18 protein-coding genes are annotated in these 24,970 nt (G+C 42.8%); 2 read left to right on the forward strand and 16 right to left on the reverse strand.

Going from position 1 to position 24,970, the window contains the following annotated elements:
• Nucleotides 1-2: 2 nt before the first annotated feature.
• The 3 genes from G563_RS0123175 to G563_RS0123185 all read right to left on the reverse strand — a co-directional run bounded on the left by G563_RS0123175 (nucleotide 3) and on the right by G563_RS0123185 (nucleotide 5,803).
• Complete coding sequence (locus tag G563_RS0123175) at nucleotides 3-1,955, reverse strand: KUP/HAK/KT family potassium transporter (RefSeq protein ID WP_028667423.1); 1,953 nt, start codon at nucleotides 1,953-1,955, stop codon at nucleotides 3-5.
• Between the two features lie 11 nt (nucleotides 1,956-1,966).
• Nucleotides 1,967-3,910, reverse strand: coding sequence for a KUP/HAK/KT family potassium transporter (locus tag G563_RS0123180; protein ID WP_028667424.1), 1,944 nt, complete (start codon nucleotides 3,908-3,910; stop codon nucleotides 1,967-1,969).
• A gap of 444 nt (nucleotides 3,911-4,354) precedes the next feature.
• The gene (locus tag G563_RS0123185; RefSeq protein ID WP_028667425.1) at nucleotides 4,355-5,803 is read right to left on the reverse strand and encodes an NADH-quinone oxidoreductase subunit N; all 1,449 of its coding nucleotides are present in this window, start codon (nucleotides 5,801-5,803) and stop codon (nucleotides 4,355-4,357) included.
• Between the two features lie 83 nt (nucleotides 5,804-5,886).
• Here G563_RS0123185 and G563_RS0123190 point away from each other — a divergent pair, with 83 nt between their 5' ends.
• Nucleotides 5,887-6,555, forward strand: coding sequence for a hypothetical protein (locus G563_RS0123190; RefSeq protein WP_211235307.1), 669 nt, complete (start codon nucleotides 5,887-5,889; stop codon nucleotides 6,553-6,555).
• A 66-nt stretch (nucleotides 6,556-6,621) separates the two neighbouring features.
• On the opposite strand, the gene G563_RS0123195 is transcribed toward G563_RS0123190, so the two are convergent.
• From G563_RS0123195 to G563_RS0123235, 9 genes are all read right to left on the reverse strand, one after another.
• A complete protein-coding gene (locus tag G563_RS0123195; protein WP_028667427.1) occupies nucleotides 6,622-7,809 on the reverse strand; it encodes a phosphoglycerate kinase in 1,188 nt (395 codons plus the stop codon).
• A gap of 232 nt (nucleotides 7,810-8,041) precedes the next feature.
• The gene (locus tag G563_RS0123200) at nucleotides 8,042-8,476 is read right to left on the reverse strand and encodes a nuclear transport factor 2 family protein (protein WP_211235308.1); all 435 of its coding nucleotides are present in this window, start codon (nucleotides 8,474-8,476) and stop codon (nucleotides 8,042-8,044) included.
• Nucleotides 8,477-8,485: 9 nt separating this feature from the next.
• On the reverse strand, nucleotides 8,486-9,787 hold the full coding sequence (locus tag G563_RS0123205; RefSeq protein ID WP_028667429.1) for an MFS transporter: 1,302 nt from the start codon (nucleotides 9,785-9,787) through the stop codon (nucleotides 8,486-8,488).
• Nucleotides 9,788-9,811: 24 nt separating this feature from the next.
• Entirely contained in the window at nucleotides 9,812-10,480 is a 669-nt protein-coding gene (locus tag G563_RS0123210) for a bifunctional 4-hydroxy-2-oxoglutarate aldolase/2-dehydro-3-deoxy-phosphogluconate aldolase (protein WP_028667430.1), read from the reverse strand.
• A 21-nt stretch (nucleotides 10,481-10,501) separates the two neighbouring features.
• On the reverse strand, nucleotides 10,502-11,551 hold the full coding sequence (locus G563_RS0123215; protein WP_028667431.1) for a sugar kinase: 1,050 nt from the start codon (nucleotides 11,549-11,551) through the stop codon (nucleotides 10,502-10,504).
• A gap of 67 nt (nucleotides 11,552-11,618) precedes the next feature.
• Nucleotides 11,619-13,028, reverse strand: coding sequence for a glucuronate isomerase (gene uxaC, locus G563_RS0123220; protein ID WP_037327950.1), 1,410 nt, complete (start codon nucleotides 13,026-13,028; stop codon nucleotides 11,619-11,621).
• Nucleotides 13,029-13,046: 18 nt separating this feature from the next.
• Nucleotides 13,047-14,594, reverse strand: coding sequence for a tagaturonate reductase (locus G563_RS0123225; protein ID WP_028667433.1), 1,548 nt, complete (start codon nucleotides 14,592-14,594; stop codon nucleotides 13,047-13,049).
• Between the two features lie 9 nt (nucleotides 14,595-14,603).
• Nucleotides 14,604-16,517 (reverse strand): glycoside hydrolase family 88/105 protein, encoded by a 1,914-nt coding sequence (locus G563_RS0123230; protein WP_028667434.1) that lies wholly within the window; start codon nucleotides 16,515-16,517, stop codon nucleotides 14,604-14,606.
• Between the two features lie 72 nt (nucleotides 16,518-16,589).
• A complete protein-coding gene (locus tag G563_RS0123235; RefSeq protein WP_051211153.1) occupies nucleotides 16,590-16,943 on the reverse strand; it encodes a cupin domain-containing protein in 354 nt (117 codons plus the stop codon).
• Between the two features lie 331 nt (nucleotides 16,944-17,274).
• Here G563_RS0123235 and G563_RS0123240 point away from each other — a divergent pair, with 331 nt between their 5' ends.
• A complete protein-coding gene (locus G563_RS0123240) occupies nucleotides 17,275-18,195 on the forward strand; it encodes an AEC family transporter (protein ID WP_028667436.1) in 921 nt (306 codons plus the stop codon).
• 2 nt (nucleotides 18,196-18,197) lie between these two features.
• Here the strand turns inward: G563_RS0123240 and G563_RS0123245 are convergent, their stop codons facing one another.
• The 4 genes from G563_RS0123245 to G563_RS0123260 all read right to left on the reverse strand — a co-directional run bounded on the left by G563_RS0123245 (nucleotide 18,198) and on the right by G563_RS0123260 (nucleotide 24,968).
• A complete protein-coding gene (locus tag G563_RS0123245) occupies nucleotides 18,198-20,408 on the reverse strand; it encodes a B12-binding domain-containing radical SAM protein (protein WP_028667437.1) in 2,211 nt (736 codons plus the stop codon).
• A 64-nt stretch (nucleotides 20,409-20,472) separates the two neighbouring features.
• Nucleotides 20,473-22,152: a PNGase F N-terminal domain-containing protein gene (locus tag G563_RS0123250; RefSeq protein WP_028667438.1), complete on the reverse strand. Its 1,680-nt coding sequence runs from the start codon at nucleotides 22,150-22,152 to the stop codon at nucleotides 20,473-20,475.
• A gap of 61 nt (nucleotides 22,153-22,213) precedes the next feature.
• Complete coding sequence (locus G563_RS0123255; RefSeq protein ID WP_028667439.1) at nucleotides 22,214-23,182, reverse strand: glycoside hydrolase family 18 protein; 969 nt, start codon at nucleotides 23,180-23,182, stop codon at nucleotides 22,214-22,216.
• 25 nt (nucleotides 23,183-23,207) lie between these two features.
• A complete protein-coding gene (locus G563_RS0123260; RefSeq protein ID WP_028667440.1) occupies nucleotides 23,208-24,968 on the reverse strand; it encodes an SGNH/GDSL hydrolase family protein in 1,761 nt (586 codons plus the stop codon).
• Nucleotides 24,969-24,970: the final 2 nt, after the last annotated feature.

The following is a 24,970-nucleotide window of genomic DNA, read 5'->3' on the forward strand; positions in this document are numbered from 1 at the left end:
TATTAATTATATCTTCTTTTAAGAACAACATTTTCGGCGGGCTGAATCAAGAGGGGTACTTTCTCAATTTTAACAGCACTAGCATCCAACCCAAACCATTTATCTTCGCTTGTTGTAAACTGCTTGATAAAGAAATAAGACTGCATGATGATTTGCTCGAACAAAGGTAATTCGTTTTCGTAAGATAAAAACTTTTCGAGTACTACAAATCGGAAATCGCCTACCACGTTTTGTTTACCGAGCGATTCGTAGCGGCTTGTAATATCTACCTCTTTGTTTTTGACCATTTCTTCAATCACTTTACGGAGATAAAGATTGATTTTTTGTTCGACACGGAAGCCTAAATAAAAGTTGACTTTGATGACATCATCTGGTTCGAGTACATTTACTTTATATTCCATAGCATACGGGTCGTCGGTGGTATCAACGTGCACAAACCAATATACATCAGCGCGTTTGGGGCGTTTTTGGAAGATGGAGTAAATCACCTTGGATTCGATTTCGCTAACTCTTGAGGCATTAGACATAAACACCAAATGAGTAGTATACTTAGGGATAGAATTGTCGCGACTGAGTTCTTTGAGAGGCTCCAAATATTTATCTAATTTGACATATTCGGTCAATTGTTGTTTGATATGAGAAGCATTGTACCAAATAATCATGAGTGTCACAATGGCTCCGCCAATAATCAACGATACCCACCCGCCATGGGTAAATTTAATAAGATTGGCTACTAAAAATGACAATTCTATGGCCAAATAAACCACTATAAACAACACAATTCCCCAAGGATAGTAGCGCTTGGCATACAAATAATACGACATCAGTAGGGTAGTCATGAGCATGGTAAGCGTAATAGCCAAGCCATAGGCTGCTTCCATATGGGAAGATTCTTTGAAGTAAAGAACGACCCCAATACAACCTAGCCACAGCAGCCAATTGACGCTCGGTACATACAGCTGTCCTTTTTGTAAGCTAGGATAGCGAAGCCGTACTTTGGGCCAAAAGTTGAGACGAATCGCTTCACTCACCAACGTAAACGAGCCTGTAATCAGGGCTTGACTAGCAATAATAGCCGCAAGAGTTGCAATGGCGATTCCTGGCAATAAAAACCAATCAGGCATCAAATCATAGAAAGGATTGCGGCTCCCTAGGGGCTGCCCTACTAAGGTGAGTAGATAAGCACCTTGACCCAAATAATTGAGAAAAAGGGCAGATTTGACAAATATCCAACTTACGCGAATATTGCCTCTACCACAGTGGCCAAGGTCAGAATAAAGGGCTTCGGCTCCCGTAGTACACAAAAATACCGCCCCTAAAATCCAAAATCCTTCGGGATATTCGAACAATAGCCAATAACCATAATAGGGATTGAAACACTTGAGGATTTGGGGAGCATCGTCGATGTGGCTTAGGCCCAAAATTGCCAACATCAAAAACCATAAAAGCATAATAGGCCCGAAAGCTCGCCCAACGGCGCTTGTTCCGAAGGCTTGTATGAGAAAAAGCCCTGATAAAATAGCAATGACAATGGGAATGGTCTTGAGGTCAGGATAAATAATCTGCAAACCTTCTACTGCCGACGAAACTGAGATAGGGGGGGTAATGATACCATCGGCCAATAAAGCCGCACCTCCAATCATAGCAGGAATAGTAATCCACTTGGCATGGCGGCGCACCAAAGCATACAATGCAAAAATCCCACCTTCGCCGCGGTTGTCGGCTCGTAAAATAAGAATGACGTACTTGAGGGTAGTTTGTAAGGTAAGTGTCCAAAATACCAACGACAAAGCTCCTAAGATTTCGTTTTCGATGATAGGCTTCGTAGTACCGGTGACGGCTTTCATCACATAGAGCGGAGAGGTGCCAATATCTCCATAGATGATTCCTAAGGCAATCAATAAACCTGCCGCCGACACTTTGTTGGTAGGGGCGTGATGGGCATTATTTTCCATGAATTTAAAATTTACCCGTAGATACGTTGTAACTTGACGCGGTCCACGGCTCGGATAATGAGAGGTACTTTTTCGATTTTTACGGCACTACTATCTAATCCAAACCACTTATCTTCACTGGTTGTAAATCCTTTAATGAAGAAATAGGCTTTCATGATAAGCTGTTCAAAAATAGGTAATTCGTTTTCAAACGAAAGAAATTTTTCTAACACCACAAAGCGGAAATCACCGATTACGTTGTGTTTATTGAGGGATTCATAGCGGCTCGTAATATCTACCTCTTTGTTTTTTACCATATCTTCAATCACTCTCTTGAGGTATAGATTGATACGTTGCTCAATTCGGAATCCTAATTTGAAAGTCACTTTAATGACATCATCTGGTTCGATGACATCCACTTTATATTGCATAGTATAAGGCTCGTCGGTGGTATCAACGTGCACAAACCAATAAATATCGGCCCTTTTGGGTCTTTTCTCAAAAATAGAATAGATGATTTTTGACTCTACTTCGCTAGTGCGGGAAGCATTGGACATAAACACTAAGTGAGTGGCGTATTTGGGAATACTTGCATCTCGGCTCAGTTCTTTGAGGGCGTCAATGTAGGTGGAAAGTTTGGTATATTCGGTCAGTTGGGCTTTGATTTGACCTGCTTTTAACCATATAAACATGACCCCTGCCAAAATCACACAAATCAGCACAGAAACCCAGCCTCCATGAGTAAACTTCTCCAGATTGGCCAACATAAACGCGCCTTCTACCGCAAAATACACAACCAAAAATACAATTACCAACCACATATTGCTGCGGTGAGTGTATAAGAAATACGCCATCAAAAGGGTATCTACTAGCATAGTAAGGGTAATGGCCAGCCCATAAGCTGCTTCCATGTTGGTAGAGCGCTTAAAATAAAGCACTACGGCCACGCATCCAATGAAGAGCAATACATTGATACTTGGCACGTAGAGTTGCCCTTTTTGGTCGGAAGGATATTTGAGTTTGATTTTAGGCCAAAAATTCAAACGAATCGCTTCACTTACCAATGTAAATGCCCCCGTAATCAAAGCCTGACTGGCAATAATAGCAGCCATAGTAGCGATAGCAATACCAGGCAACAAAAACCAATCGGGCATCAATTCATAAAAAGGCTTACGGCCATTGAGAAATTGGCCATCATGCTGCATAAGCCACGCTGCTTGCCCAAAATAATTGAGCAATAAACAAGACTTTACAAAAATCCAGCTCATTCGAATGTTGCCTCGGCCGCAATGCCCAAGATCAGAATACAGAGCCTCGGCTCCCGTGGTGCACAAAAATACCGCCCCTAACAAAGCAAATCCCCCTGGGTGTTCTGCTAGCAATTGATAGGCATAATAAGGATTTAAAGCTTTGAATACAAGTAGATTGTCAGCTACGTTTGAAAGACCAAGAACACCTAAGGTTGAAAACCACACCAACATGATAGGTCCGAAAGCCCCTCCCACTACTTTAGTACCAAATACTTGAATTATAAATAAAACACTCAAAATGACTAAAACAATCGGAACTGTCTGAATCTTAGGGTACAATATCTCAAGGCCTTCAATGGCTGAGGATACCGAAATGGGTGGACAAATAATTCCATCTGCTAACAATGCCGCTCCGCCTATCATAGTAGGTATTGTAAGCCATTTGGCATGACGGCGTACTAGGGCAAATAAGGCCAGTGTACCACCTTCACCGCGATTGTCGGCACGTAATATGAGGATGACATACTTGATGGTAGTTTGAAGCGTAAGAGTCCAGAAAACGCACGAGAGTGCCCCCAGTACTACTTCTTCGTTGATGCGAGACTTACCAATGATAGCCTGCATCACATAAAGGGGAGAAGTCCCAATATCTCCATACACAATTCCAAGGGCTACCAACAGCCCAGCCCCTGTGACTTTATCTAACTGACCGTGACCTTGTTCCATGAAAAAAATTGTCTACTAAAAAGCTTTAGTAAAAAGCATATATTAAATTAAAAAAACATCAAATTTTTCCTGTAAAACGTGGCTTGTCAGTAAGTTTTAAAAAAAACTTGGCAAATATAAGGGGATGAATCATCCGTTGTTCTCTTAGTCGCAAAATTATTCGTGAAGCATACTGTTTGTTGAGTCTTGGGTATTTATACTGGTAATTTACTTAGTTTAAATTGAATTTTATTTATAAAAAAACAAGCTCAATTTTGAAGTGGGTCTTGCTAGAGTACGGTTTTACAGGAGTTTACACTTTAATCGGGGGGCTACAATGGATTAGCGTCTTCGACGCGCGTTAATCAATTTCCAAACCTCGTAGGGGCAGGCCTTGCGTCTGCCCGCCCCCAAAAAAAGGTAAGACGCAAGCAAGGGCAGACGCAAGGCCTGCCCCTACAAAAATTACCCAATTGTCCTCACCCAGGCCATAAGCCAGTCTGCTTTGAGGAATAAAACTACTATAAGAAGTGTAAGGAAAAATACAAACGCTTTTTGGTAGACAGTAGTGGGAGTATGGGGTTTGTCAGTAGCTGTTCGGAAGTAGAGGTAAAAAGGAATTTTGAAATAATAAAAAAGTGAAATGATGGCATTGAGTAAGCCCACAATTAGCAACACAATGAGCAAGGTATCGCCAGTAGCTTGTAATGATTCCCACAAAGCCGAAAATACAAATAATTTGGCAGTGAATCCGGCGGTGGGAGGTAAGCCTACCAAAGCTATCATAACGATAGTAAAACATACCCCAAGCAAAGGTTCGCTGCTACCTTTACCTGCCAACGAAGCCAAATCTGTCTCCTTACTTGCCATTAAATCAATCAGTACAAAGGAGGCGATATTCATCAATACATAAATCGCAACATAGAAACTAGCACTTTCAAATCCACTTTGGTTAAAAGCGACAATCCCTACAAGCATAAAACCTGCTTGGGCAATACCCGAGTAAGCAAGGAGGCGTTTAAGGTTGTTTTGCCAAAGTGCCGAAAGATTGCCTACCAAAATGCTAATCAAAGACAACAAAGCGGTCAGTTTTTGTAGGTCGCTGGGCAATGCACTCATTAGACGCATTAAAACCAGTAGAGCAGCGGCTTTGGGAGCCGTAGAAAGAAATGCTACGATAGGCGTAGGTGCTGCTTCGTACATATCAGGTGCCCAAACATGAAAAGGAACCAACGATAGTTTAAACAACACACCCGCAAGGGTCAGAAAACTGACGATGCCTAATACTGCGGAGGGATTTTGAAATAATTGGCGACTAAAATGCTGACTTGTAAAATCGAGAGTGCCAGTCATGCCATACAAAAACGACAAGCCATAAAGCATAAGTGCCGAACTAATCGCCCCAAATAGTAAGTATTTTAGGGCACCTTCGGCTGATTTTTTTTCTGAGCCAAAAGCAGCAATTAGATACGAACCAATTGAAACCAATTCTAAAGATAAATAAACACTGAGGCCATTGACCGACATCGTCATTAAGCAAAGGCCGAGCGTGATAGCCAATACAATACTGTAAAATTCGGCAGCAAGGGAGACTTTAGAAATATGAATGTGAATCAACACAAGAAGTAAGGCCGTAATGATAACAAGTTTAAAAAAAACTGCTTTGTTGTCGAGATACAGTAAATGATGAAATAAATAGCCATTTGTGGCGTTCCATTGTTGAAATACCAAAACAAGTGCTACCAAGCCAAATCCAAACGTCAAAACTCTGAGAAGAAAATTAATAGAAGGAACGCGCCTTCTAAATATAATCTCACCCAAAAGAATGAGGAGAAAAGCCCCCGCTAGCCATATTTCTGGCAAAAACTTGGGCATACTTTGAATAACGTGATAGAGATGGTCTTTGAGTCGCAATGTTTGGATGTTTTGGAAGTTAGAGGTTCTAAAGTTTTCTTGCTTAATTTGACAATAAAACGATTACCATAAAACCTTTGATTATGCCAACAAAAGTACAACGCATCATGAAAAAGTCATTACTCTGTGCAGGATTGATTTTTGGAAGCTTGACGATTCATGCCCAAAGTATGTTTTTACAAGATATTAATGGCCGTCCGATATTCGAAACTTCGTACGTCGAAATTGAGGGTTCGCCTTATTTGAATGAAGAATGGTCAAGAGGAACCGTGAAATCAAAGCAAAACGGGAAAACTTACGAATTGGCCAAGATGCGTTATGATACTTACAAAGATGAACTCGAATACGAAGAGAATCAAAAGAAGTATCGGTTTGGCAAAGAAATCACGGAGTTTTCGACAGGGAATGGTGTTTTTAGAAATGGTTTCCCACCCATAGAAAACCAAACCGAACGGCAGTTTTATCATGTGCTTTATGATGGTAATGTAAAGTTACTTAAGCGTTTATCGGCACGTATTCAGACCGAAAAACCCTACAATTCAGCCACGACTATCAAGCGTTTTGTGAAAGAAGATGCCTTGTATTTGGTAAAAAATGGCGTAATAACTCGTTTGAAAAAAGATAAAAAAACGTTGTTGGAAGCGCTAGGTGATAAACAAAAAGAACTTGACACTTTTATCAAAGACGAAAAACTTAAACTCTCAAAAGAAGAGGATATCTTGAGAGTTATCGAAAAATACGACAGTGAGTAAAAATGAGGAGAAAGAAGTCGTATTAAAAAAGGGCGCTTAGGCGCCCTTTTTTTTGTTATCTAAATTTTAGTCGAGTGCCGCTACACCTGGAAGTACTTTACCTTCCATATATTCAAGCAAGGCTCCTCCACCCGTCGAAACATAGCTTACGCGGTCGCCAAAACCGGCATTGTTGATAGCTGAGGCAGAGTCGCCACCACCAATGAGCGAAAAGGCACCATTTTGTTCAGTCGCTGCTACCACTGCTTCTGCGATCGCATTGGTACCTATGGCAAAGTTAGGGAATTCAAATACTCCCATAGGGCCATTCCACAAAATAGTTTTGGAATTGCGAACGACTTCTTCAAATAATTTGACGCTTTCGGGGCCGATATCTAAGCCTTCCCATCCGTCGGGAATTTCGCCTGTAGCCACGATTTGACGATTGGCATCGTTGGAGAAAGCATCAGCGCAAACGTTATCAACTGGCATAATGATATTAACTCCTTTCGCTTTTGCTTTTTCCAAAATTTCAAGAGCTAAATCTTGTTTGTCAGCTTCTAAGAGCGATTTGCCGATCTTGCCACCTTGTGCCTTCGTAAAAGTATAGGTCATACCACCGCCAATAATGAGGTTGTCTACTTTGTCGAGGAGACGTTCGATGATAAGAATTTTGTCAGAGATTTTAGCTCCACCCATGATGGCCGTAAAAGGACGCTCGGCATGCTCAAGTACACGTTGAGCATTGTCGATTTCGGCTTGCATTACATAGCCACAGATACGATCTTCAAAAAACTGCCCAATCACGGCAGTAGAAGCATGAGCACGGTGAGCGGTTCCGAAGGCGTCATTGACCCACACATCGCCAAGTTTTGAGAGTTTTTCGGCAAAAGCGACGTCACCTTTTTCTTCTTGTTTATAAAAACGAAGATTTTCTAACAACAATACTTCACCAGATTGAAGAGCTGCGGCTTGTTCGGCGGCAGATTCGCCGATGCAGTCGTCGGCAAATTTGACAGGAATCCCTAAAATAACCGAAAGAGGATTGACTAAGTGCTTAAGGGAATATTTTTCGGTAGGCCCGTCTTTGGGACGTCCGAGGTGCGACATTAAGATACAAGAACCACCATCAGCTAAGATTTTGCGGATAGTTGGGAGGGTAGCTTGGATGCGTGTGTCGTCAGTGATTTCGAATTTTTCATTAAGAGGAACATTGAAGTCAACGCGCACAAGGGCACGTTTGCCTGCAAAATTGTACGAATCTACGGTCTTCATAGGATTCAAGTGGGTTGAAAGAAAGATTGATTTTCAGGACAAAAATAGGTTTTACGGTTGGATAAATACTTACTTAGTACCTTGTTTTTATTTCGGATAGTGATTATATTTTAAAATTTAGGCAGGTTGAAGGGCGCAAAAAGTGGGATATAATACCGTAAATAGATTTTATAGTAAGAAAGCCCGTTGGGCATGGCTCAACGGGCTTTCTTGGAGTAAGATACCAGTTTTGCTAAATCTTGACCGCTTGGCGAGCGAGGAGTTTCCAGCCGCCTTTTTGTTTTTGCCATACTTGCAAAACCCCAAGTTTGACTGTGCCAGGTGCCTGTCCTTTATTGTTGGTAGTACCGCTCAATTTGTGACGTACTACGGCGGCATTACCTGATAGTTGGATTTTTTGATCTGTAATATCAATCGTCACAAAGTCAGATTCACCGCTTACGATTGCTCTTACAAACTCAGCTTTGTCTTCTACTTTACCGTTTGAGTGGCCATAGTCAAGGGCATCAGCGGCGATGTTTTCCAAGGTAGCTTTGTCGGCGTCAACAAGGGCTTTACGGAGGGTTTCGACGGCGGCAGCTACGGCAGCTTCTTCTTTTGACTGCGCAAACGCACTAAAAGCCGAAAGTTGAATTGCAAACAAAAAAATCAATACCTTTTTCATCATTTATTGAGATTATAGGTCAACTTGTTTCATCTTAGGTACTAACAGATGCATGATAAACCATGCCAATACATAAGCCGCGCCGCACACAAAAAACATGATGTAATAAGCCGTTTCGATTTGATTGATAGAGCGATAATATACAAACATGTTTTTTTGTACTAAAGCCGACAATAAAATCCCACCTAATGCTCCAAACATCCCTCCGATACCTGTTACAGACGCAGTGGTGTACTTGGGAAACATATCAGAAACGGTAGTGAAAATATTAGCACTCCAAGCTTGGTGAGCCGCTGCTGCAAACCCAATTACGCATACGGCAAGCCACATATTGACTCCCCCGAGGATTTGGGCAAAAACAATAGGGGAAACACATAGTGCATAAATAAGCATGGAAGTTTTGCGGGCTCTAAACACCGGCCAGCCGATTTTGATGAGATACATGGGAAGATACCCACCCGCTACACTACCAAAAGTAGATAATGTATAAACAAGCGCTACGGGTATGGCGATTTCGGTACCCGATAGCTTATATTGGCTCTGCAAGAAATCGGGCAACCAAAAGAGGTAAAACCACCAAATAGGGTCGGTGAGGAGCTTGCCCAAGGCAAAAGCCCAAGTTTGTTTGAAACTCAACAATTTGAACCACGATACTTGAGGCTTGTTTACGTCGTTTTTGTCGGCTTCTACTTCGGCGGCATCAGAGTGAATGTAGTCGTATTCTGCTTTTGAAAGTTTGGGGCTTTTGGCGGGAGTTTCATAAAACATAAGCCATAGCACTAGCCATATAAAACCCAACATTCCAGTAATAATAAAAGCCCATTGCCAACCCATCTCAGCCGCGATAAATGGAACCGAAAGAGGAGCTACAATAGCCCCGAAGTTGGTACCCGAATTGAAAATACCGGTAGCAAAAGCTCTTTCTTTTTTGGGAAACCATTCTGCTACTGTTTTGATAGCAGCCGGAAAGTTTCCAGCTTCGGTGATTCCTAAAGCTGAGCGAACTACCGCAAAACCAAACACTGAACTAACTAATGCGTGCGCTACCGCTGCCACACTCCATAAAGTAGTTGCTACGGCATAGCCAATTTTAGTACCTAGTTTATCCACCAATCGACCAGCTCCCAGCATCCCGAAAGCATAAAAAAGTTTAAAAGCGATTTCGATGTTGGCATAGTCGGCATCATTCCAATTGAGCTCTTCTGATAAGGTAGATTTCAGAAGACTGATTACCTGCCGATCGAGGTAGTTAATGGTAGTTGCAAAAAAAACTAGACCGCAAATAGTCCAGCGATAGTTCCCTATTTTTTCCATGTAAGATAAGGTGTTTGGCTACAGCTAGGTAGTAGCAAGGGTTTGGTAATAACTAATTAAAGAACTTATTGTGTGGGTGATTTCTTCAAATTGACCTGTTTCCACCACCGCTTTAGGAAATAATTGCGAACCTATCCCGACAGCAGTGACTCCTGCACTAAACCATTCTTTGAGGCTTTGAGGAGTAGGTTCTACGCCACCTGTCACCATTACTTTTACCTGAGGCATTGGGCCTTTAAGGGCTTTGATGTAACCTGACCCTACGACGTTGCCCGGAAATACTTTTACTATTTCAGCTCCTAAAAGCGTAGCGTTGTATATTTCTGTGACGGTCATAGCGCCTGGCATCCATGCAAGTTGGTGTGCATTACAGACTTCGGCTACGTCGGCTGATGTTACGGGCTGAACGATAAAGTCTGTTCCGAGGGCGATAAACTCTTCGGCTTGGGCTGCATTGAAAATAGTCCCAATACCTAAAGCCATATCGGGGTAATTTGTACTGATAAATTCCCGCAATACTTTAAAAACTTCTTTGGCATTTTGGCCACGATTGGTAAATTCAAATGCCCTAATCCCCCCTTCATAGCAAGCTTTGATGATTTGACAAGTGAGGTTTGGGTCGGCATTGTAAAACACGGGGACAATAGGTGCCGCAGCCAATGTTTGATAGACAATATGAGGGGCTAGTGCCATATAATTTCAGGATGGATTAAACTAATTGAGAATGCCTTGGAGCGTTTCGTTAATATCTTTGATGGTTTGCTGCGTGGCATCTCCGTATTCTTGAAGTTTGCCAAATGCGGCCGCCGCTGCAAAATCAATGATGTCTTGGGGGGCATGATTTTGGCTTAATCCATAGATAAGCCCTCCCATAAAACAGTCGCCACTACCTACTTTATCTACTACTTTGACGGTTTTGAATTCGGGCGAAACGTACTGTTGTCCGCCTTTATAGAGAGTAGTGTAATATTGAATTCCTGCTTCAAAAGCATCGAACCGAAAAGTATGGGCCACTACTTTGCATTTGGGGTAAGCTGCTTGGATAGCTTGGGCCGTGTCAATGCTGTGTGCCAGGTACCTTTCGCGAGAGTGTGCTTGTTCTACAGTTTTGTCAAGGGGAATCCCAAGAAGTGTGTTGGCTGCCCAGATATTTCCCATGATTACATCACAATATTGGGCTAAAGCAGGCATTATTTCTACGGGATTTTTACCGTATTTCCACAGCTTTGCCCGATAATTAAGATCAACAGAAATGGTGATTCCCTTGCGTGAGGCTGCTTCTAGTGCTTCTTGGCAAGCATCGGCCACATCTTGATTAAGGGCAGGACTAATAGCACTAAAGTGAAACCATGAGCATCCTTCTAGCACTTCATCCCAATTGACCTTGCCTACTCCTAATTCTGAAAAGGAAGAAAACGCACGGTCGTAGATAACACCCGCATTTTTGAGGTCAGCGCCCTGAGGAAGATAATAGCCACCAATGCGATTCCCAAAATGACGTATACCAGTGGTGTCAATTCCTTTGGTTTCGAGAAAAGTTTCGATTTCAGTAGATAACTGATTTTCGGGCAAAATAGTACTGTACCTCACGGGGATGTGCCAGTTGGCAAGGGCATTGGCAACGTTGAGTTCGGCTCCACCTACAAAAACAGGCATTTGGCTTGTTTTTATCCATTCACCGTTGAGTTGGGGCGAAAATCTTAGTAGAAGCTCTCCAAAACAGCAAATCAAAGTAGCACTATGGTTTTCTTGTGAAGTAGACATATTATTTGAAAATGCAGATAGCTTTTTTTGTTGGCTATCTGCATTATATAAAAACTAGGGAATTTTTTTAAAAGCCAAAATACTGCTTGGCGTTGTTATAGCAAATGTTCTGTACGATTTGACCAATCCATTCGGTATCGTTAGGTAGCTCGCCATTTTCAATGTCATTGCCAAGCATATTGCATAAAATTCTTCTGAAATACTCATGGCGAGGAAAAGACAAGAAAGAACGAGAATCAGTAAGCATTCCTACAAAACGGCTTAGTAGCCCCATGTTTGACAAGGCGTTCATTTGCTTTTCCATACCGTCTTTTTGATCCAAAAACCACCATCCTGATCCAAATTGAATTTTGCCTGCTACAGAGCCGTCGTTGAAGTTACCAATCATGGTTGCAATTACTTCATTGTCGGCAGGATTGAGGTTATAGATGATTGTTTTAGAGAGTTGGTCATATTCGTCTAATTTACCCAAAAACTTAGACAAAGCTTGTGCTTGCGACCAATCACCCATTGAATCCCAGCCCGTATCAGGCCCAAGGAGGCGTAAAGCGCGGGCATTGTTGTTGCGCAAGGCACCGAGGTGGAATTGTTGGGTCCAGCCAAGTTCGTGGTACATGGTACCCAAAAAGTGTAAAATGGCGGATTGATACACGAGTGCCTCTGTAGTACTGAGTGACTGCCCAGCTAGCACTTTTTGAAATGCGCTATCGGCGGCTTCAATCGTGAAATCGGCGGCATAAATATGCTCTAAACCGTGGTCAGAAAGAAGACAACCAAGGCTCGCAAAAAAATCAGCACGTGCACGTAGCGCTTTTGTAAGGTCATCAAAACGTTGGATTTCAAAACCTACAAGAGCGGCAAGCTTTTGAATATAAGTAGCAAAATTGGGATTTGTGATAAGAATAAACTTATCGGGACGGAAAGCGGGGCGCATTTGGATTTCAAAAGAACCTTCGGCTTTCAATTGCTGATGATACTCCAGCGAGTCGAGCGGGTCGTCGGTAGTACATACTACCTCTACGTTCATTTTTCTCAGCAGATTGCGCACCGAAAAATCAGGCGTGCGTAATTTCTCCGAACATTCGTCATATATCTTACGGGCAGTTCGAGGGCTGAGTATATCATGTACATCAAAATAACGTTGCAATTCTAAGTGAGTCCAATGATAGAGAGGATTGCGCAAAGTATAGGGTACTGTTTCGGCCCATTTTTCAAACTTTTCATAATCACCAGCATCTCCCGTACAATACCGCTCATTGATACCATTGGTACGCATAGCTCGCCATTTATAGTGGTCGCCATAAAGCCAAATCTGCGTTAAGTTTTCAAAGGTCTTATCGGCCACAATTTGGTCAGGGGGTAAGTGGTTATGATAATCGATGATGGGCATTTGTTTGGCAAACTCATGGTAAAGTGTACGTGCAGCTTCGGTTTGCAACAAAAAATCTTCATCCAAAAACGTCTTGGTCACCAGCATGGTATTATTGAAATAGTTTTAGATTGTAGCATTAATTTCAGGAATTGCGATGCTATTTCTTAAGAAAAAGGCATCAAGTGTAGGTTTTACCCCATGTGTCAGCATATTTTCTAAATTTTCTGTCACACTCTGAGCAAAACCCGCGAGTAAAGTAAGGTCGGCGTCCCAGAGATTTTTGTCTTGTAAAACAGATTCTACAAGCTGTGAAGGGCGCGACTCTTGCCATTTATGATAAAAATATTCGGCTTTTTCGTCTTGGATAGGATATAGCACTCCGTCTCTTTCTCCAAAATATACAAAGCCTTCTCTCACTACAGGCTTCATAAATTGTAAATAGGCCGCAAAACCCAAAGAAAAGTAAGCAGGAACACACTCAAAAATTTTGTAATAATTGAGAAGAGTCGCCACATTACGCATCTTCATTTTTGAAGTATAATTGAGCGTAATACTGAGCCATTGGTGATTGAGGTGAGGATTGCGAAAACGATCAAGTACTTGCATCCCAAAACGTTGGGGGCGTTTTGAATCCATCGGATAAGGGATGGCTAGCCCAAGCTCTGAATTCATCAGATTACCAATAAAGGCCGACATATTATCGTCTTGCATGGCACTGATTACATTGTCAAAACCTGCTAAATAAGCCAAGCCACAACTCAAAGTATGCGTACCGTTGAGAAGACGCAATTTGAGTTCTCGAAACAAGTTAATGTCAGGTTCTACAAAAATGCCTTCATCGGCTTGCGCAAACGACAATATTTTTTTGACGTCCTCATTGCCTTCAATAGCCCACAGGCGAAACACTTCGCTCATTGTGAGGAGTTTGTCGTGATACCCTAGCTCTTTCACAATGCCATCGTATGTAGATGCATCTGGTTTGCCGGGTACTATTCTGTCTACTAATGAATTACAAAAATGATTAGCATTTTCGAGCCAATCCAAAAAGCTAGAATCAAGGCCATTTCGGTGAGCCAGTTCGATGACGATGGCTTCGAGCTTAGTGGCGTTGTCGGAGATAAGTTCAGTGGGTACAATCACCAATCCAGAGTCTTGACTTCCGCCAAATGCTTTGAAGCGAGCATATAAAAAAGCAAGTAATTTGCCGGGAAAGGAGCTAGGAGGTGACTGAGAAATATCGTCTTGTACCAACTGAATGCCGACTTCGGTGGTATTGGAAATCACAATCTGAAGGTCGGGATTTTGGGCACAATCCAAAATGCTTTGCCATTGTGATTTGGCCGACAAAACCCGACTGATAGCTGAACAAATGATATTTTGTTCGATGTTTTGCCCTAACTCTACCCCACGTACACAAAGTGTATAAAGGCCGTCTTGTTGGTCAAAAGCACTCGAATCTCCCGAATCAGTTGATTTCACAACCACAATACGGCCATTGAAAACACCCTGTCGATTGGCTTTATCGATGAGGTAATCAGGCAATCCTCGTAATAGTACGCCAGTGCCAAATTGTAACACTTTTTCAGGAAGTTGTAGAAGGCTATCTTCAGGAACCGAAACAGAAGGATTGTGGCGTAGATTGGCTAATTCATTAATAGATAGATTTTTCATAATTGCATTTTATTTCTGGGTAGAGATTAGCCATCTTGCTAAATCTTTGGCCGCTGAGAAGTTTTCATAAATCAATGGAATGCGACGGCCATCGGTGTACTCATTATAGAGCCAAGGGTCGCCTACGGCAAATACGCGCCCTTTGCCCACTTTCGCAACGCCCACAATCACATCGCCTTGGTGAGTCAAGATAGGTTGGGCAGGAGTTTTCAACTCCAACGGAGCCAATTCTTTAATATAAACCGCTTTGGTATTTTTGAAGACGGGGTTGTTGGGCGCAATGTCAATTCTTCCTTGTTGCCATTGCGTACCTTGCACCATGTTTACATTTTTCGGCAAAAACTGTATGCCAAATTCTTCGGCTAGCAAATTGAAGTTTTTGTGTTCGCAGTTGGCGGTATCATTGGCCATCAGTACGAGTGTTCCACCTGCTTTTACCCAATCTGCAATGACTTTAATGTCGGTGTTTTGAATAAAATTGGGATTTGGGGTTTCTTTCTTAGTATCGGGGTCAACGATGATATAAACGTCAACATTCTTGAGATTTTGTGCAGTGGGAGCGGCTTTGATAGCCGTAGTTTTGGCCCCAAAATCACGGAAGATAGTTCCCCAAAACCAAAAACCGGGGTGTTGACGGTCTTCCCAAGTATAGTGGAATTGTTCTTCTTTTCCGTTAAAATCTTTTCTAAACTCACGGTTAAAATAGTAATCCGTTGCTACTACTTTGCCTTGTCCGATGGTATTTTCGGCGGCGGTTTCTATTTCTACACTTGCAAAAATAAACGGCCCTACGCCTTTAAGGTCGTTTTTGCGGATGGGTTCGCTCAAGTAATATTCGTAAGTCCCGTCGCGGTAAGGAGTGCCACCAAGCCCGCCTACGCTCACTGTTTTGTTGAGGCTGAGGGTGCCATTGGCTTCTTCTTCCACAAATTCTTTCAAAATACCCGCATATCCTTTTTGGGCGGCAGTTAGATAATTTTTGGGGAGATAGCCCATACGTACTCCTTTTGCCAAGGCATACACAAACATACAAGAAGCAGAGGCCTCAAAATAATTGCCTGCACGCGTGCCTTGGGTGGTCATTTGGTACCACACGCCCGATTTGGGGTCTTGGTATTTTACCAAAGCAGGAGCGAGGCGTTGGAGGTATTTGATAAGATTGGCACGTTGGGGATGGTCTTGAGGAAAATAATCAAGTACATCTACCAAAGCCATAGCATACCAGCCAATGGCTCTACTCCAAAAATGAGGTGAGCGGCCTGTCTTGGGATCAGCCCATTTTTGGGATTTGCTTTCATCATAAGCGTGATATATGAGTCCCGTTTTTTCGTCAACGGCGTACTTTTCGATAAGCGTAAATTGCTTGGCTATATCGTTGAAGTGCTCAGGATGATTGAAAACAAGGCTATACTCTGCTGAAAAAGGCTCTGCCATAAAAAGCCCATCAAGCCACATCTGATAAGGGTAGCGTTTTTTGTGCCAATATCCCCCTTCATTGGTTTTGGGTTGATTTTCTAATTGTTTCCAGAGAAGGTCGGCGGCTTTTCGGTATTTTTCCTTGTCGGGCTGGGTTTGTTGATAAAGCATCAGCAAAGCCCGCCCCGTAGGGATATTGTCGAGGTTAAAGTCGTCATATTTATAAGAGCGAATGCTCCCGTCTTTTTGGACATAGCGGTCGATGTCTTTTCTGATGTATTCAAAATACTTACTATCGCCGGTACGTACCCATACTTTTTCGAGGGCTTTCAGTACCAGTCCTTGTTCATAATCCCAGCCAGCAGGTTTGTTTTCTTTGACCCTGATGGAGTCTTGATGCCAAGTCATGAAAGACTCCGCCATTCGGATAGAATAAGGTTTCTTTTGGGCAAAAACCAGAGGACTAATGCCTAAAAGGAATAAAAAATAGAGAGGAACGCGCTTCATAATTGGATGTTACTTTTGCAGCTAATATTAAATGATTGTATCAAGATAGCCCTCCTGTACCGTTGGGTGCTATTACAAAAAATCTTCTCTTAGTGGATTGAAAACGTCTATCAAAACGCCTTCTTCTAAGCATACCGCTCCATGTAATACGTCGGAAGGGACAAAATACACGTCGCCTTCTTTCAAAACTTTACTTTCAGCACCGATACTTACCTCAAAAGCGCCCTTTGCCACGTAGCTGATTTGAAGATGAGGGTGTTTGTGAGTAGCACCGATACCTCCTTTTTTAAAGGCCACTTTGACGAGCATCAACTCTTGGGTGTAAGACATGATTTTGCGTTGGATTTTATCATCGATAATTTCCCAAGGAATGTCTTCGTCGGCTACCAAAATTTTTTCAAACGATAGATGGTTCGAGGTTTTCAAAATTGTATTTTTTAGTTAATGCGCTTGTAAAACGCTTGGTAAGAAGATAAGCAATGTTAGTTTAAGTTTACCTTTATTTTATAAACTAGCCAAAGAAGTTAAATGATATTTTTATGCAATCGTTATCGGCAACGTTTGCAAAATTGTACTTAAAGAAAAATAGATTGTAAAGAATCAAGATTTTGGCGCTTTGTTTCTCTTTGTAAGGCTTTTTTGAGAGAAGGATTAGAAAATAAAAAAATTAGACTTTTCAAAGTTTTTTCGATAGCATCAAATCCACTTTATTACTTTTGTATCTCTCAGTATACACCCACGTTTTCAGTTACTTCTAATGAATCAAACCAATAGCGTGTTTTTGATTACCCTAGGTATTGCCACTATGGGTTTTCTAATCAAAAAATTTGATTTTGTATCAGAAAAAGACGGCAAATCTATTTCTAAGTTTTTGATGCATACTACTTTTCCTGCGCTGATGATTGTCAGTATGCTCAGGATAGATTTCAAACCCACGCTTTTCTTGATACCCTTGTTGTGCATATCCTTGGGGTGTATCATGACTTTGATTGCTTGGTTTTTGTTTTCCAATTACTCCAACCAAACCCGTGGCGTACTGACGATGGCTTGTGGAGGGCTTAATGTGGGCCTTTTTGCTTTCCCAATCATTGAGGGAATTTGGGGGCGCGAAGGACTGGTATATGTCGCGATGTTTGACATCGGCAATACTATCATTACGTTTGGGTTGGTATATTCGGTGGGGAGCTATTTTGCCGTGCGAGAAGAAGGCAAGGTTAATTACAAAAAAGTATTGGGCAAAGTGATTCAACTTCCACCCTTACAAGCGATGTTTATTGGTCTTACTATCAATGCCTTGGAGATTGAGTTGCCCGTAGTAGCGTATGATTTCTTGGATGTATTGGCCAAGGCCAACAAACCTCTCGTGCTACTTTTGATGGGGATTTATATGAGTTTTGAATTAGAAAAAAGCCAAGTATTGGCGGTAGCAAAGGTATTGGCGATTCGGTATGCTTGTGGTATTGTGGGAGTGATATTGCTGTATGTGTTTTGGCCTGAGCCATCCTTGGTTCGGAATGTGCTCATTGTATGCGTGGTACTCCCGATCGGGATGACAATCCTTCCTTTTGCGGACGAACTCAATTATGATTCACGCATTGCGGGAGTGTTGGTTAACATTTCTTTGCTGATAAGTTTCTTGCTGATGTGGGGCTTGGTGGTAGGGCTTAAGTTAGCATAATTCTATAAAATCAATAACCCGTTTTGGCGCAATTGTTTCCACACTTCGCTATGGGTAAAGGCTAGGAAGTCACCTAAATGAGCGTTCTCAAAATCGCTTTGGAGTTGGGCATAAGAAAATGGCTTCTTAAACTCACTAATAGTAATGAAAGGGAAAATCTCCATCCAAAAATCAGCCAAAGAAGCGGGCATTTCAATCGTTAGGTTTTGCTTTTTTTGATAAAAATAAAGAGCAGCCATTGTTACTTTCTTTTTGCCAACTTTAGCTTCAAAGTATTCGATAGTGGGGACTTTGCCCAACCAAATCACAAACGCATTTTTTCTAATAGGCTCCTCATTTTCTTGGATTTGTTTTTGGATATAATTAGGCGGAATACTAGTGACCGGAACTTTGGCTTCAAACCATTTGGATAAAGGTACTTCAAAGCCTACTCCGTGCATGTAGTTGAACAATGATTTTCTGAGGCCTTCGCTGTAGAGGTCGTGATTGGCTCCTTTGGGGTCGTCGTGATAGAGGTCATTGTCGGCAAAGCCCCCAAAATCTGGGCCAATGCGTTGGACGTCAAAAGCTTCGGGAGTCAGCCCTACGGGACTATGGGACGTCATAGCAAAGCGATGCCAAAAACCCGACTGCAACACACCATTTTCAAAAAGCTGCCGCACCATTTCGAGCGAATCGATGGTTTCTTGGGCGGTTTGGGTCGGAAATCCGTACATCAAATAAGCATGAACCATAATGCCTGCTTGCGTAAAACCGTCGGCTACGCGGGCTACTTGTCCTACAGTTACGCCTTTTTTCATAAGAGCTAGGAGTCGGTCGGAGGCTACTTCTAGTCCGCCTGACATGGCAATACAGCCCGAGGCTTTGAGCAACAAGGATAAATCGTGCGTGAAGTTTTTTTCAAAACGGATATTGGTCCACCACACCACCGTGAGTTTTCTACGAATGATTTCAATCGCCAAATCCCTTAGTAACGCTGGTGGCGCAGCTTCATCCACAAAATGAAAGCCATTTTGTTTGGTTTGACGGATGATTTCCTCAATTCGATCGCATAAAAGAGCGGCTGTAAGCGGCTCATAGTTTTTGATATAATCAAGCGATATATCGCAAAAAGAGCATTTTCCCCAATAGCAACCGTGTGCCAGTGTAAGCTTGTTCCAACGCCCATCACTCCACAAGCGATGCATGGGATTGACGATTTCGATTACTGACAGATAATCCATCAGAAGCAAATCACTGTAGTCAGGGGTGCCAGTTTCGCGCTGGGCGATGTCTTTTTCGGCGGCTCCATTATGATATATCACTTTTCCCTCTACCCGAGAATATACTCTTTTTAAAGATTCGATAGGGCGTTTTTGTTCCAGAAAAGCCAACAGCGAACGGAGCGGTGCTTCACCGTCGTCGAGGCATACAAAGTCGAGATAGTCAAACAGTCGCGGTTCGGAAAGAGAGCGTAGCTCAGTATTGCAAAATCCGCCTCCCATTACGATTTGGATAGCGGGGTAATGACGCTTGAGGTATTGTCCACATTTCAAAGCTCCAAAAAGATTTCCCGGAAAAGGAACTGTCAAACACACAACTGTGGGCTGAAAGGCTTCAATCTTTTGATGCAGAATTTGACAAAGTAATTGCGTAATAAATGTATCAGGTGCTTCGAGAGAGCGGTGGAGTTCATCAAAATGCGTAGCAGTACGACCAAGGCGTTCGGCATAGCGACTAAAGCCAAAGTGGGGATCGAGGGCTTCTTGGATAAAATCCCCCAAATCTTCCAGATAGAGCGTGGCCAAATGCCGTGCTTTGTCTTGGGTTCCCATCGTACCAAAAGCCCATTCCAAATCTTCTACCTCCTGAAAACGAGAGGCTTCGGGCAAATAAGTACGGTCGCAAATACTATGGGCGAGGGTAGGGTTTTTGTTTTGTAAAAAAAGAATGACAGGCTCAATGGTATCGATGTAGTCTTGGCGAAGGCTATAAATACGGTAGGCGTTTTCGGAGAGTTCGATGTCGTATTCGGCTTGGTCGAGGGTAGTAAAAAGCTGACGAAGACCATTGGTCGAGAAAAGCGCTAAAATAACTTCAATTCCCAAATCCGCTTGCTGAGAAGGTACTCCCAAGGTATTGAGAAATCCCTTGATATAGGCGGTTGCAGGGTAGGGAGTGTTGAGCTGCGTAAAAGGAGGAGTAACCAGTAAAAGTTTGGATTGGAAAGTCATAGGTAAAAGCGCAAAGTCAAAATTAGTGAACCTTGCCGACGTTCAAAACGTCGGCAAGGTTTTTTTACCATTCGCCAATCAAAGTGCCTGATACATTCCAAGCGCTAAAACTACCGCCTTCTGGAAGGCCCTGTGGAATCTTTACTTGTAAGGTATGTTTTCCAGCGGGTAGGTTGCCAAGCTCGACCCAAATAGGATTGGTGACTGTACCGGGGCACCAATTGGAACGACTCAAATCTGAAGAAGAGAGACCATTGCCAAAATTGCCAGAGGCAGGATTGACCAAGCGGTAGCTGCCGCAGTCGGCGCGCCAAGGCGTAATCGTGAATATTTGCTTCCCATCCACCAAAATGGTATTGGGTTTGGGCACAAATTCGTCGCCATTGCCCCAGCCGCCGTGACCCGTGGTAGTGTAGCGAAGTTTGAGATTTTTGATACCTTGGGGTACTTCAAAACTTACTTGCAAACCTTTGTCGTTGTTAAACATAGTCCCGTACTCTTGGCCGGCCATTTCCATGACATTGGTGGTATTGAAAAGAGGCATCACCCAGTCTTCTTTTTGGGTAGAGGGGCGCTCATTGGGATGCACCGAAAAACGCATACTTACTTTATGACCTCCTTTGTCGTAATTGCCAATAAAAGCGGCTATCCATACTTCTTGGCCATTGTAAGCGGGCAGCAAATCGCTCACATCTTGACGATAATAAGTGGAGTCGGCCCAAGTTTTGTTTTTGAGTTGTAAATAGTTGTATTGCCTTACACCAAAGGGGGTAAAGAATCGCATCAACTCCAAAACAGGCAGATAACCAGCGGTTTGGATAACTCCTTGGTATTGCTTGCCATTGCCATTTTCATATACAGGAACCTCCTTGATTGACTTTTGAAGCGCATCCAAAAAAGAAATTTTGCTTTGAGTAGGAATCAAAAATACTGACCCTGTGCGGTCGTAAGCGTCACCATTGGAGTATTGCGAAAGTTCCAAAAACACATTGGAAGCAAGCCCTACTTTGGGAAATTTTACTTTTTTGGCAATAACTGTGCCGTGGGCAAAACGAAAAACTTCGCTTGGCGCATGTGCTGAATCCGAAAAGTTGATTGTTTGGTTTTGGAAAACAGGAATTTGGATAAACCTACTTTTCCAAAGCTCGTCTTTGTAAGTGAGTTCATCTACGAGCGGCGGCGCGGGCTTGGGCAGTTGATTTTTGGCCGCCCAATTTGTGTTTTTTTCGATTTTTACGGCTTCTGTTTCACTGTTGCCATTTCGTACCATTTTCAAAACCAAGCCTATGGTTTGGCCTAAAGCCGATGGGGCACCTTTTACTTTGAGTTCATCGGTGTACCAAAGGTCAATGCGGTTGGAATTGACCACGGTGGTGGCTTTTTTGCACAAATAGCCCAAAATAGTTTGGGTGTCTGGCAGAAATTCGATTTTTTGTTCTCCCAAAGTCTTGGTGTTTTGGGTCATCAAGATTTTGTCATTTCCCAAAAAAGCGATTTGATAAAGGCTGTTGTCGCTACGGTCGGTAAAACTTACCTCATAAGGTGTCTTTGCTTCTCCTTTGAGAATTTTTTCGGAAAACACACTCGTACCCGTTGCCGACGCCAATACGATGATAGGGTCTTGGTTGGGTGGAGTTTTACCGTTGTTTTTACGTAAATAAGTAATTTGGAAAACATCCTTGGTTTGGGCCAAACCTTCAAGTACTAAGAGGCTCAAAAAAAGTATCTTGATACAGTATTTCATTGGTAATCAATTTTTTATGGCAGGATAAACGACTAAGAAATCTGATTTTTGGTCTCCAGCACTATTTGGCTTTTTGGCCTCTTTTGATGGCTTGAAGAAGCGAAAAATCATCGTTGGTATCACAAGCGATTTCCCAAATCATAACCCCCCCACATCCACGCTCTTTGGCGAGTTTGGTTTTGAGTTCGATAGTATGAATTCCATTATAAAATGCCCCCATCCAATAGTCATCATAAGGACTTGCGCCGTCTTTGAGGAGAGATTTGTAGTCGGGGCCGTAGTTGCCCATGCCTTTTTTTGAATAAAAGGGCAAGCCTAAGAGGATTTTGTGAGCAGGTACACCACGCTCTTTTGTCCAATAATCTAAGCTTTTGATTGCCAAAGAATAAGGCGAGTGCGCACGGACGTAGTTAGGGCCATAATCATCGTCGTAGGCCATGAGGTTGATCCAGTCCATCTTGTCGAGGGCTTCTTTTTTCATGCCGTAGCCTTTTTTACCATAAGAAATCACAGCGGCTGTTAGTTTTTTGCCTTGGGCGTGCAGGGCATCGCCTAGTTCATTGACAAGAGCTACGTAGTGGTCGGCCGAAGGGGTATCTTCATCGGGGTATTCCCAGTCGAGATCTACGCCATCGACTTGGTAGTTTTTGACAAATTCCATGACATTTTTTACAAAAGTATGACGTCCTTCGGCGCGTTCGGCCATTTTATGAAAGCGAGTGTCGTCGCCGCCACCGTCGCCAATGCCCCAGCCGCCAATAGAAATAAACACTTCTTTTTTGTGTTGGTGCATGTATTTAACGAGCTTGTGTAATGCCTCTGGATTGCCAAGTGGCATGAGCGTATCTCCTGTTTTGGCCGGAATCGCAAACGAAAAATTGATATGGGTCAACACATCAACGGGGATTTTTTCGGGTGGGATACTTGGTACATAATACCCTACGACTTTGAAGTCTTTGGGTTTGGTTTGGGCAACTACTTCTAAGCATAGCAAAGTCAGCAAAACAGCGAAAATGGATTTGGTGTTCATCTTAAAATGAGGGGTTAGTTATGTATTATTTTTTCAAAATGGTGGCAAGATTTTTTCCTAAAGCTTCGTATCCATTGGCATTGGGATGCAGGCCATCGGAGAAGAGTTTTTCATCGATTTTACCCGAAGACAGCAGAAGGGTTTTTCCAATGTCAGCAAAACCAATTTTCAAGGATTTGGAAAGGACCTCAATTCCTTTATTGAGCGTATTTACTCTTGTTTCTTGCTCGCGGCGTGGATAAATTCCCAATAAGACAATTTTGGCCGAAGGCTGTTTTTTTTGAACAGTCTCTACCAGCAAACGAAGCCCTTCGAGTATTTCTTGGTTGGTGTTGAGGTGTAAGTTATTGGTTCCGATGTTGATAACAATCTTTTCAGGGGAGATACCGTCAAGTTCATCGTGCTCTACGCGCCACAGCACATTTTCGATTCTATCCCAGCCAAAACCAAAATTTCGTACGTGGAGAGGTTCGAGGTATTTTTGCCATGAGTCCGCTCCTTTGATACGATTGTTGAGAGGCTTGCCACCCCAGTTGTGGGTGATTGAATTGCCAAGAAATACGACTTTGGTAGGTTCAGTTTGGTTGAGACTGAGGATTTCGTGGTGGCGTTGTTCCCAATTATAGCTACCCGGTTCGCGATTCTGACGAATAGGGATTTGGGTTTTGAGCGTCCCAACGGGGGCTTTCAAAATCTCCCTTAGCTTTTTTTCGTAAGCATTGGCATAGTTCATCATGCCTATATCGTTGGGGTGAGTGCCATCTACCATGCCTTCATGGTCGATGTTGATTTCGGAAATGGGGAGTAGATAAAGATTAGAAATGCCCTCTGTCGTGAGTTGGGCGAAGGTTTCACGGAGGTATTGGTTAGCATCTTCAAAAAGAGGTTGCCGATGAGGGATTAAATATCCTTCGGTATATCCGTCGTGTTCGGTAAGCAAAATAGGCGTAGAGGGATGCTTGGAACGAATGCTTTTTACCGACTCGGTGATTCTTTTTTGTAATTCTTTTTTGTCCACAATAGGACTGATGAGATTGGGTAAACAATCCAATACAAAAACCTTGGCGTCTATTTCGTTGATAAGGTCGATTGCTTCTTTTTCCAGACGACCATTGCCCGAGAAGCCCAAATTGATAACAGTACGGTCAAGTTTGCGCGACAAGATATTGGTCCAAGCCATGCCAGGGCGCGTGGCACAAGCCCCCTGCGCAATAGAAGTGCCATAGATGACGATTGGTTTTTCGGGACGTTGAGGCAGTACATCGAAAATACTTCCTTCGGGTACTCCAATTTCCAAATTTCTGACACTATTGTACAAAGGCAAAAACAAACGATACTCGCGGCCTAGTTTGTGGTAATTGTCGTTGGGGAGAAGTTGCGAAAAACTATACTGAACAGTATCTTTAAAACTATATTTTCCGGCTGCCCAATGCCAGTTGCCGTCGCTATCGAGGCCATACAAATCTACCCCACTTACACCCGTAGAAGGCATATGAGGCATGTTATAGGGGCCTGTGACTTTGTATCTCACCACGATTTGGGAGGCATTGCTCACAAACCGAATCGAAAGACCTGCACTGTTACGAGAAAGGTTCCAAACGGCTTTTCGAACGAGGGCTTCGGCGCGAGGCGGAAAACGTTGGATGGTATCACGCATCTCATCAGACCATGCTTGCCCATCAATGACGGGCACTTTGCTATCTGAGGGTTTCCACCAAGTGAAGTTGCTTTGAGCCAAGCTAAGAGAAGCCCAAAAGCACAGTACTGCCGTAATTAGGTTTTTCATTG

Origin of the sequence: Runella zeae DSM 19591 (assembly GCF_000423565.1) — a bacterium.
GTDB lineage: Bacteria > Bacteroidota > Bacteroidia > Cytophagales > Spirosomataceae > Runella > Runella zeae.

Coding starts and splice junctions, on each gene's coding strand:
- G563_RS0123175 (WP_028667423.1), bottom strand. CDS start 1,955: ATGGAAAATAATGCCCATCACGCCCCTACCAACAAAGTGTCGGCGGCA.
- G563_RS0123180 (WP_028667424.1), bottom strand. CDS start 3,910: ATGGAACAAGGTCACGGTCAGTTAGATAAAGTCACAGGGGCTGGGCTG.
- G563_RS0123190 (WP_211235307.1), top strand. CDS start 5,887: ATGCCAACAAAAGTACAACGCATCATGAAAAAGTCATTACTCTGTGCA.
- G563_RS0123195 (WP_028667427.1), bottom strand. CDS start 7,809: ATGAAGACCGTAGATTCGTACAATTTTGCAGGCAAACGTGCCCTTGTG.
- G563_RS0123200 (WP_211235308.1), bottom strand. CDS start 8,476: ATGATGAAAAAGGTATTGATTTTTTTGTTTGCAATTCAACTTTCGGCT.
- G563_RS0123205 (WP_028667429.1), bottom strand. CDS start 9,787: ATGGAAAAAATAGGGAACTATCGCTGGACTATTTGCGGTCTAGTTTTT.
- G563_RS0123210 (WP_028667430.1), bottom strand. CDS start 10,480: ATGGCACTAGCCCCTCATATTGTCTATCAAACATTGGCTGCGGCACCT.
- G563_RS0123215 (WP_028667431.1), bottom strand. CDS start 11,551: ATGTCTACTTCACAAGAAAACCATAGTGCTACTTTGATTTGCTGTTTT.
- uxaC (WP_037327950.1), bottom strand. CDS start 13,028: ATGCTGGTGACCAAGACGTTTTTGGATGAAGATTTTTTGTTGCAAACC.
- G563_RS0123225 (WP_028667433.1), bottom strand. CDS start 14,594: ATGAAAAATCTATCTATTAATGAATTAGCCAATCTACGCCACAATCCT.
- G563_RS0123230 (WP_028667434.1), bottom strand. CDS start 16,517: ATGAAGCGCGTTCCTCTCTATTTTTTATTCCTTTTAGGCATTAGTCCT.
- G563_RS0123240 (WP_028667436.1), top strand. CDS start 17,275: ATGAATCAAACCAATAGCGTGTTTTTGATTACCCTAGGTATTGCCACT.
- G563_RS0123245 (WP_028667437.1), bottom strand. CDS start 20,408: ATGACTTTCCAATCCAAACTTTTACTGGTTACTCCTCCTTTTACGCAG.
- G563_RS0123250 (WP_028667438.1), bottom strand. CDS start 22,152: ATGAAATACTGTATCAAGATACTTTTTTTGAGCCTCTTAGTACTTGAA.
- G563_RS0123255 (WP_028667439.1), bottom strand. CDS start 23,182: ATGAACACCAAATCCATTTTCGCTGTTTTGCTGACTTTGCTATGCTTA.
- G563_RS0123260 (WP_028667440.1), bottom strand. CDS start 24,968: ATGAAAAACCTAATTACGGCAGTACTGTGCTTTTGGGCTTCTCTTAGC.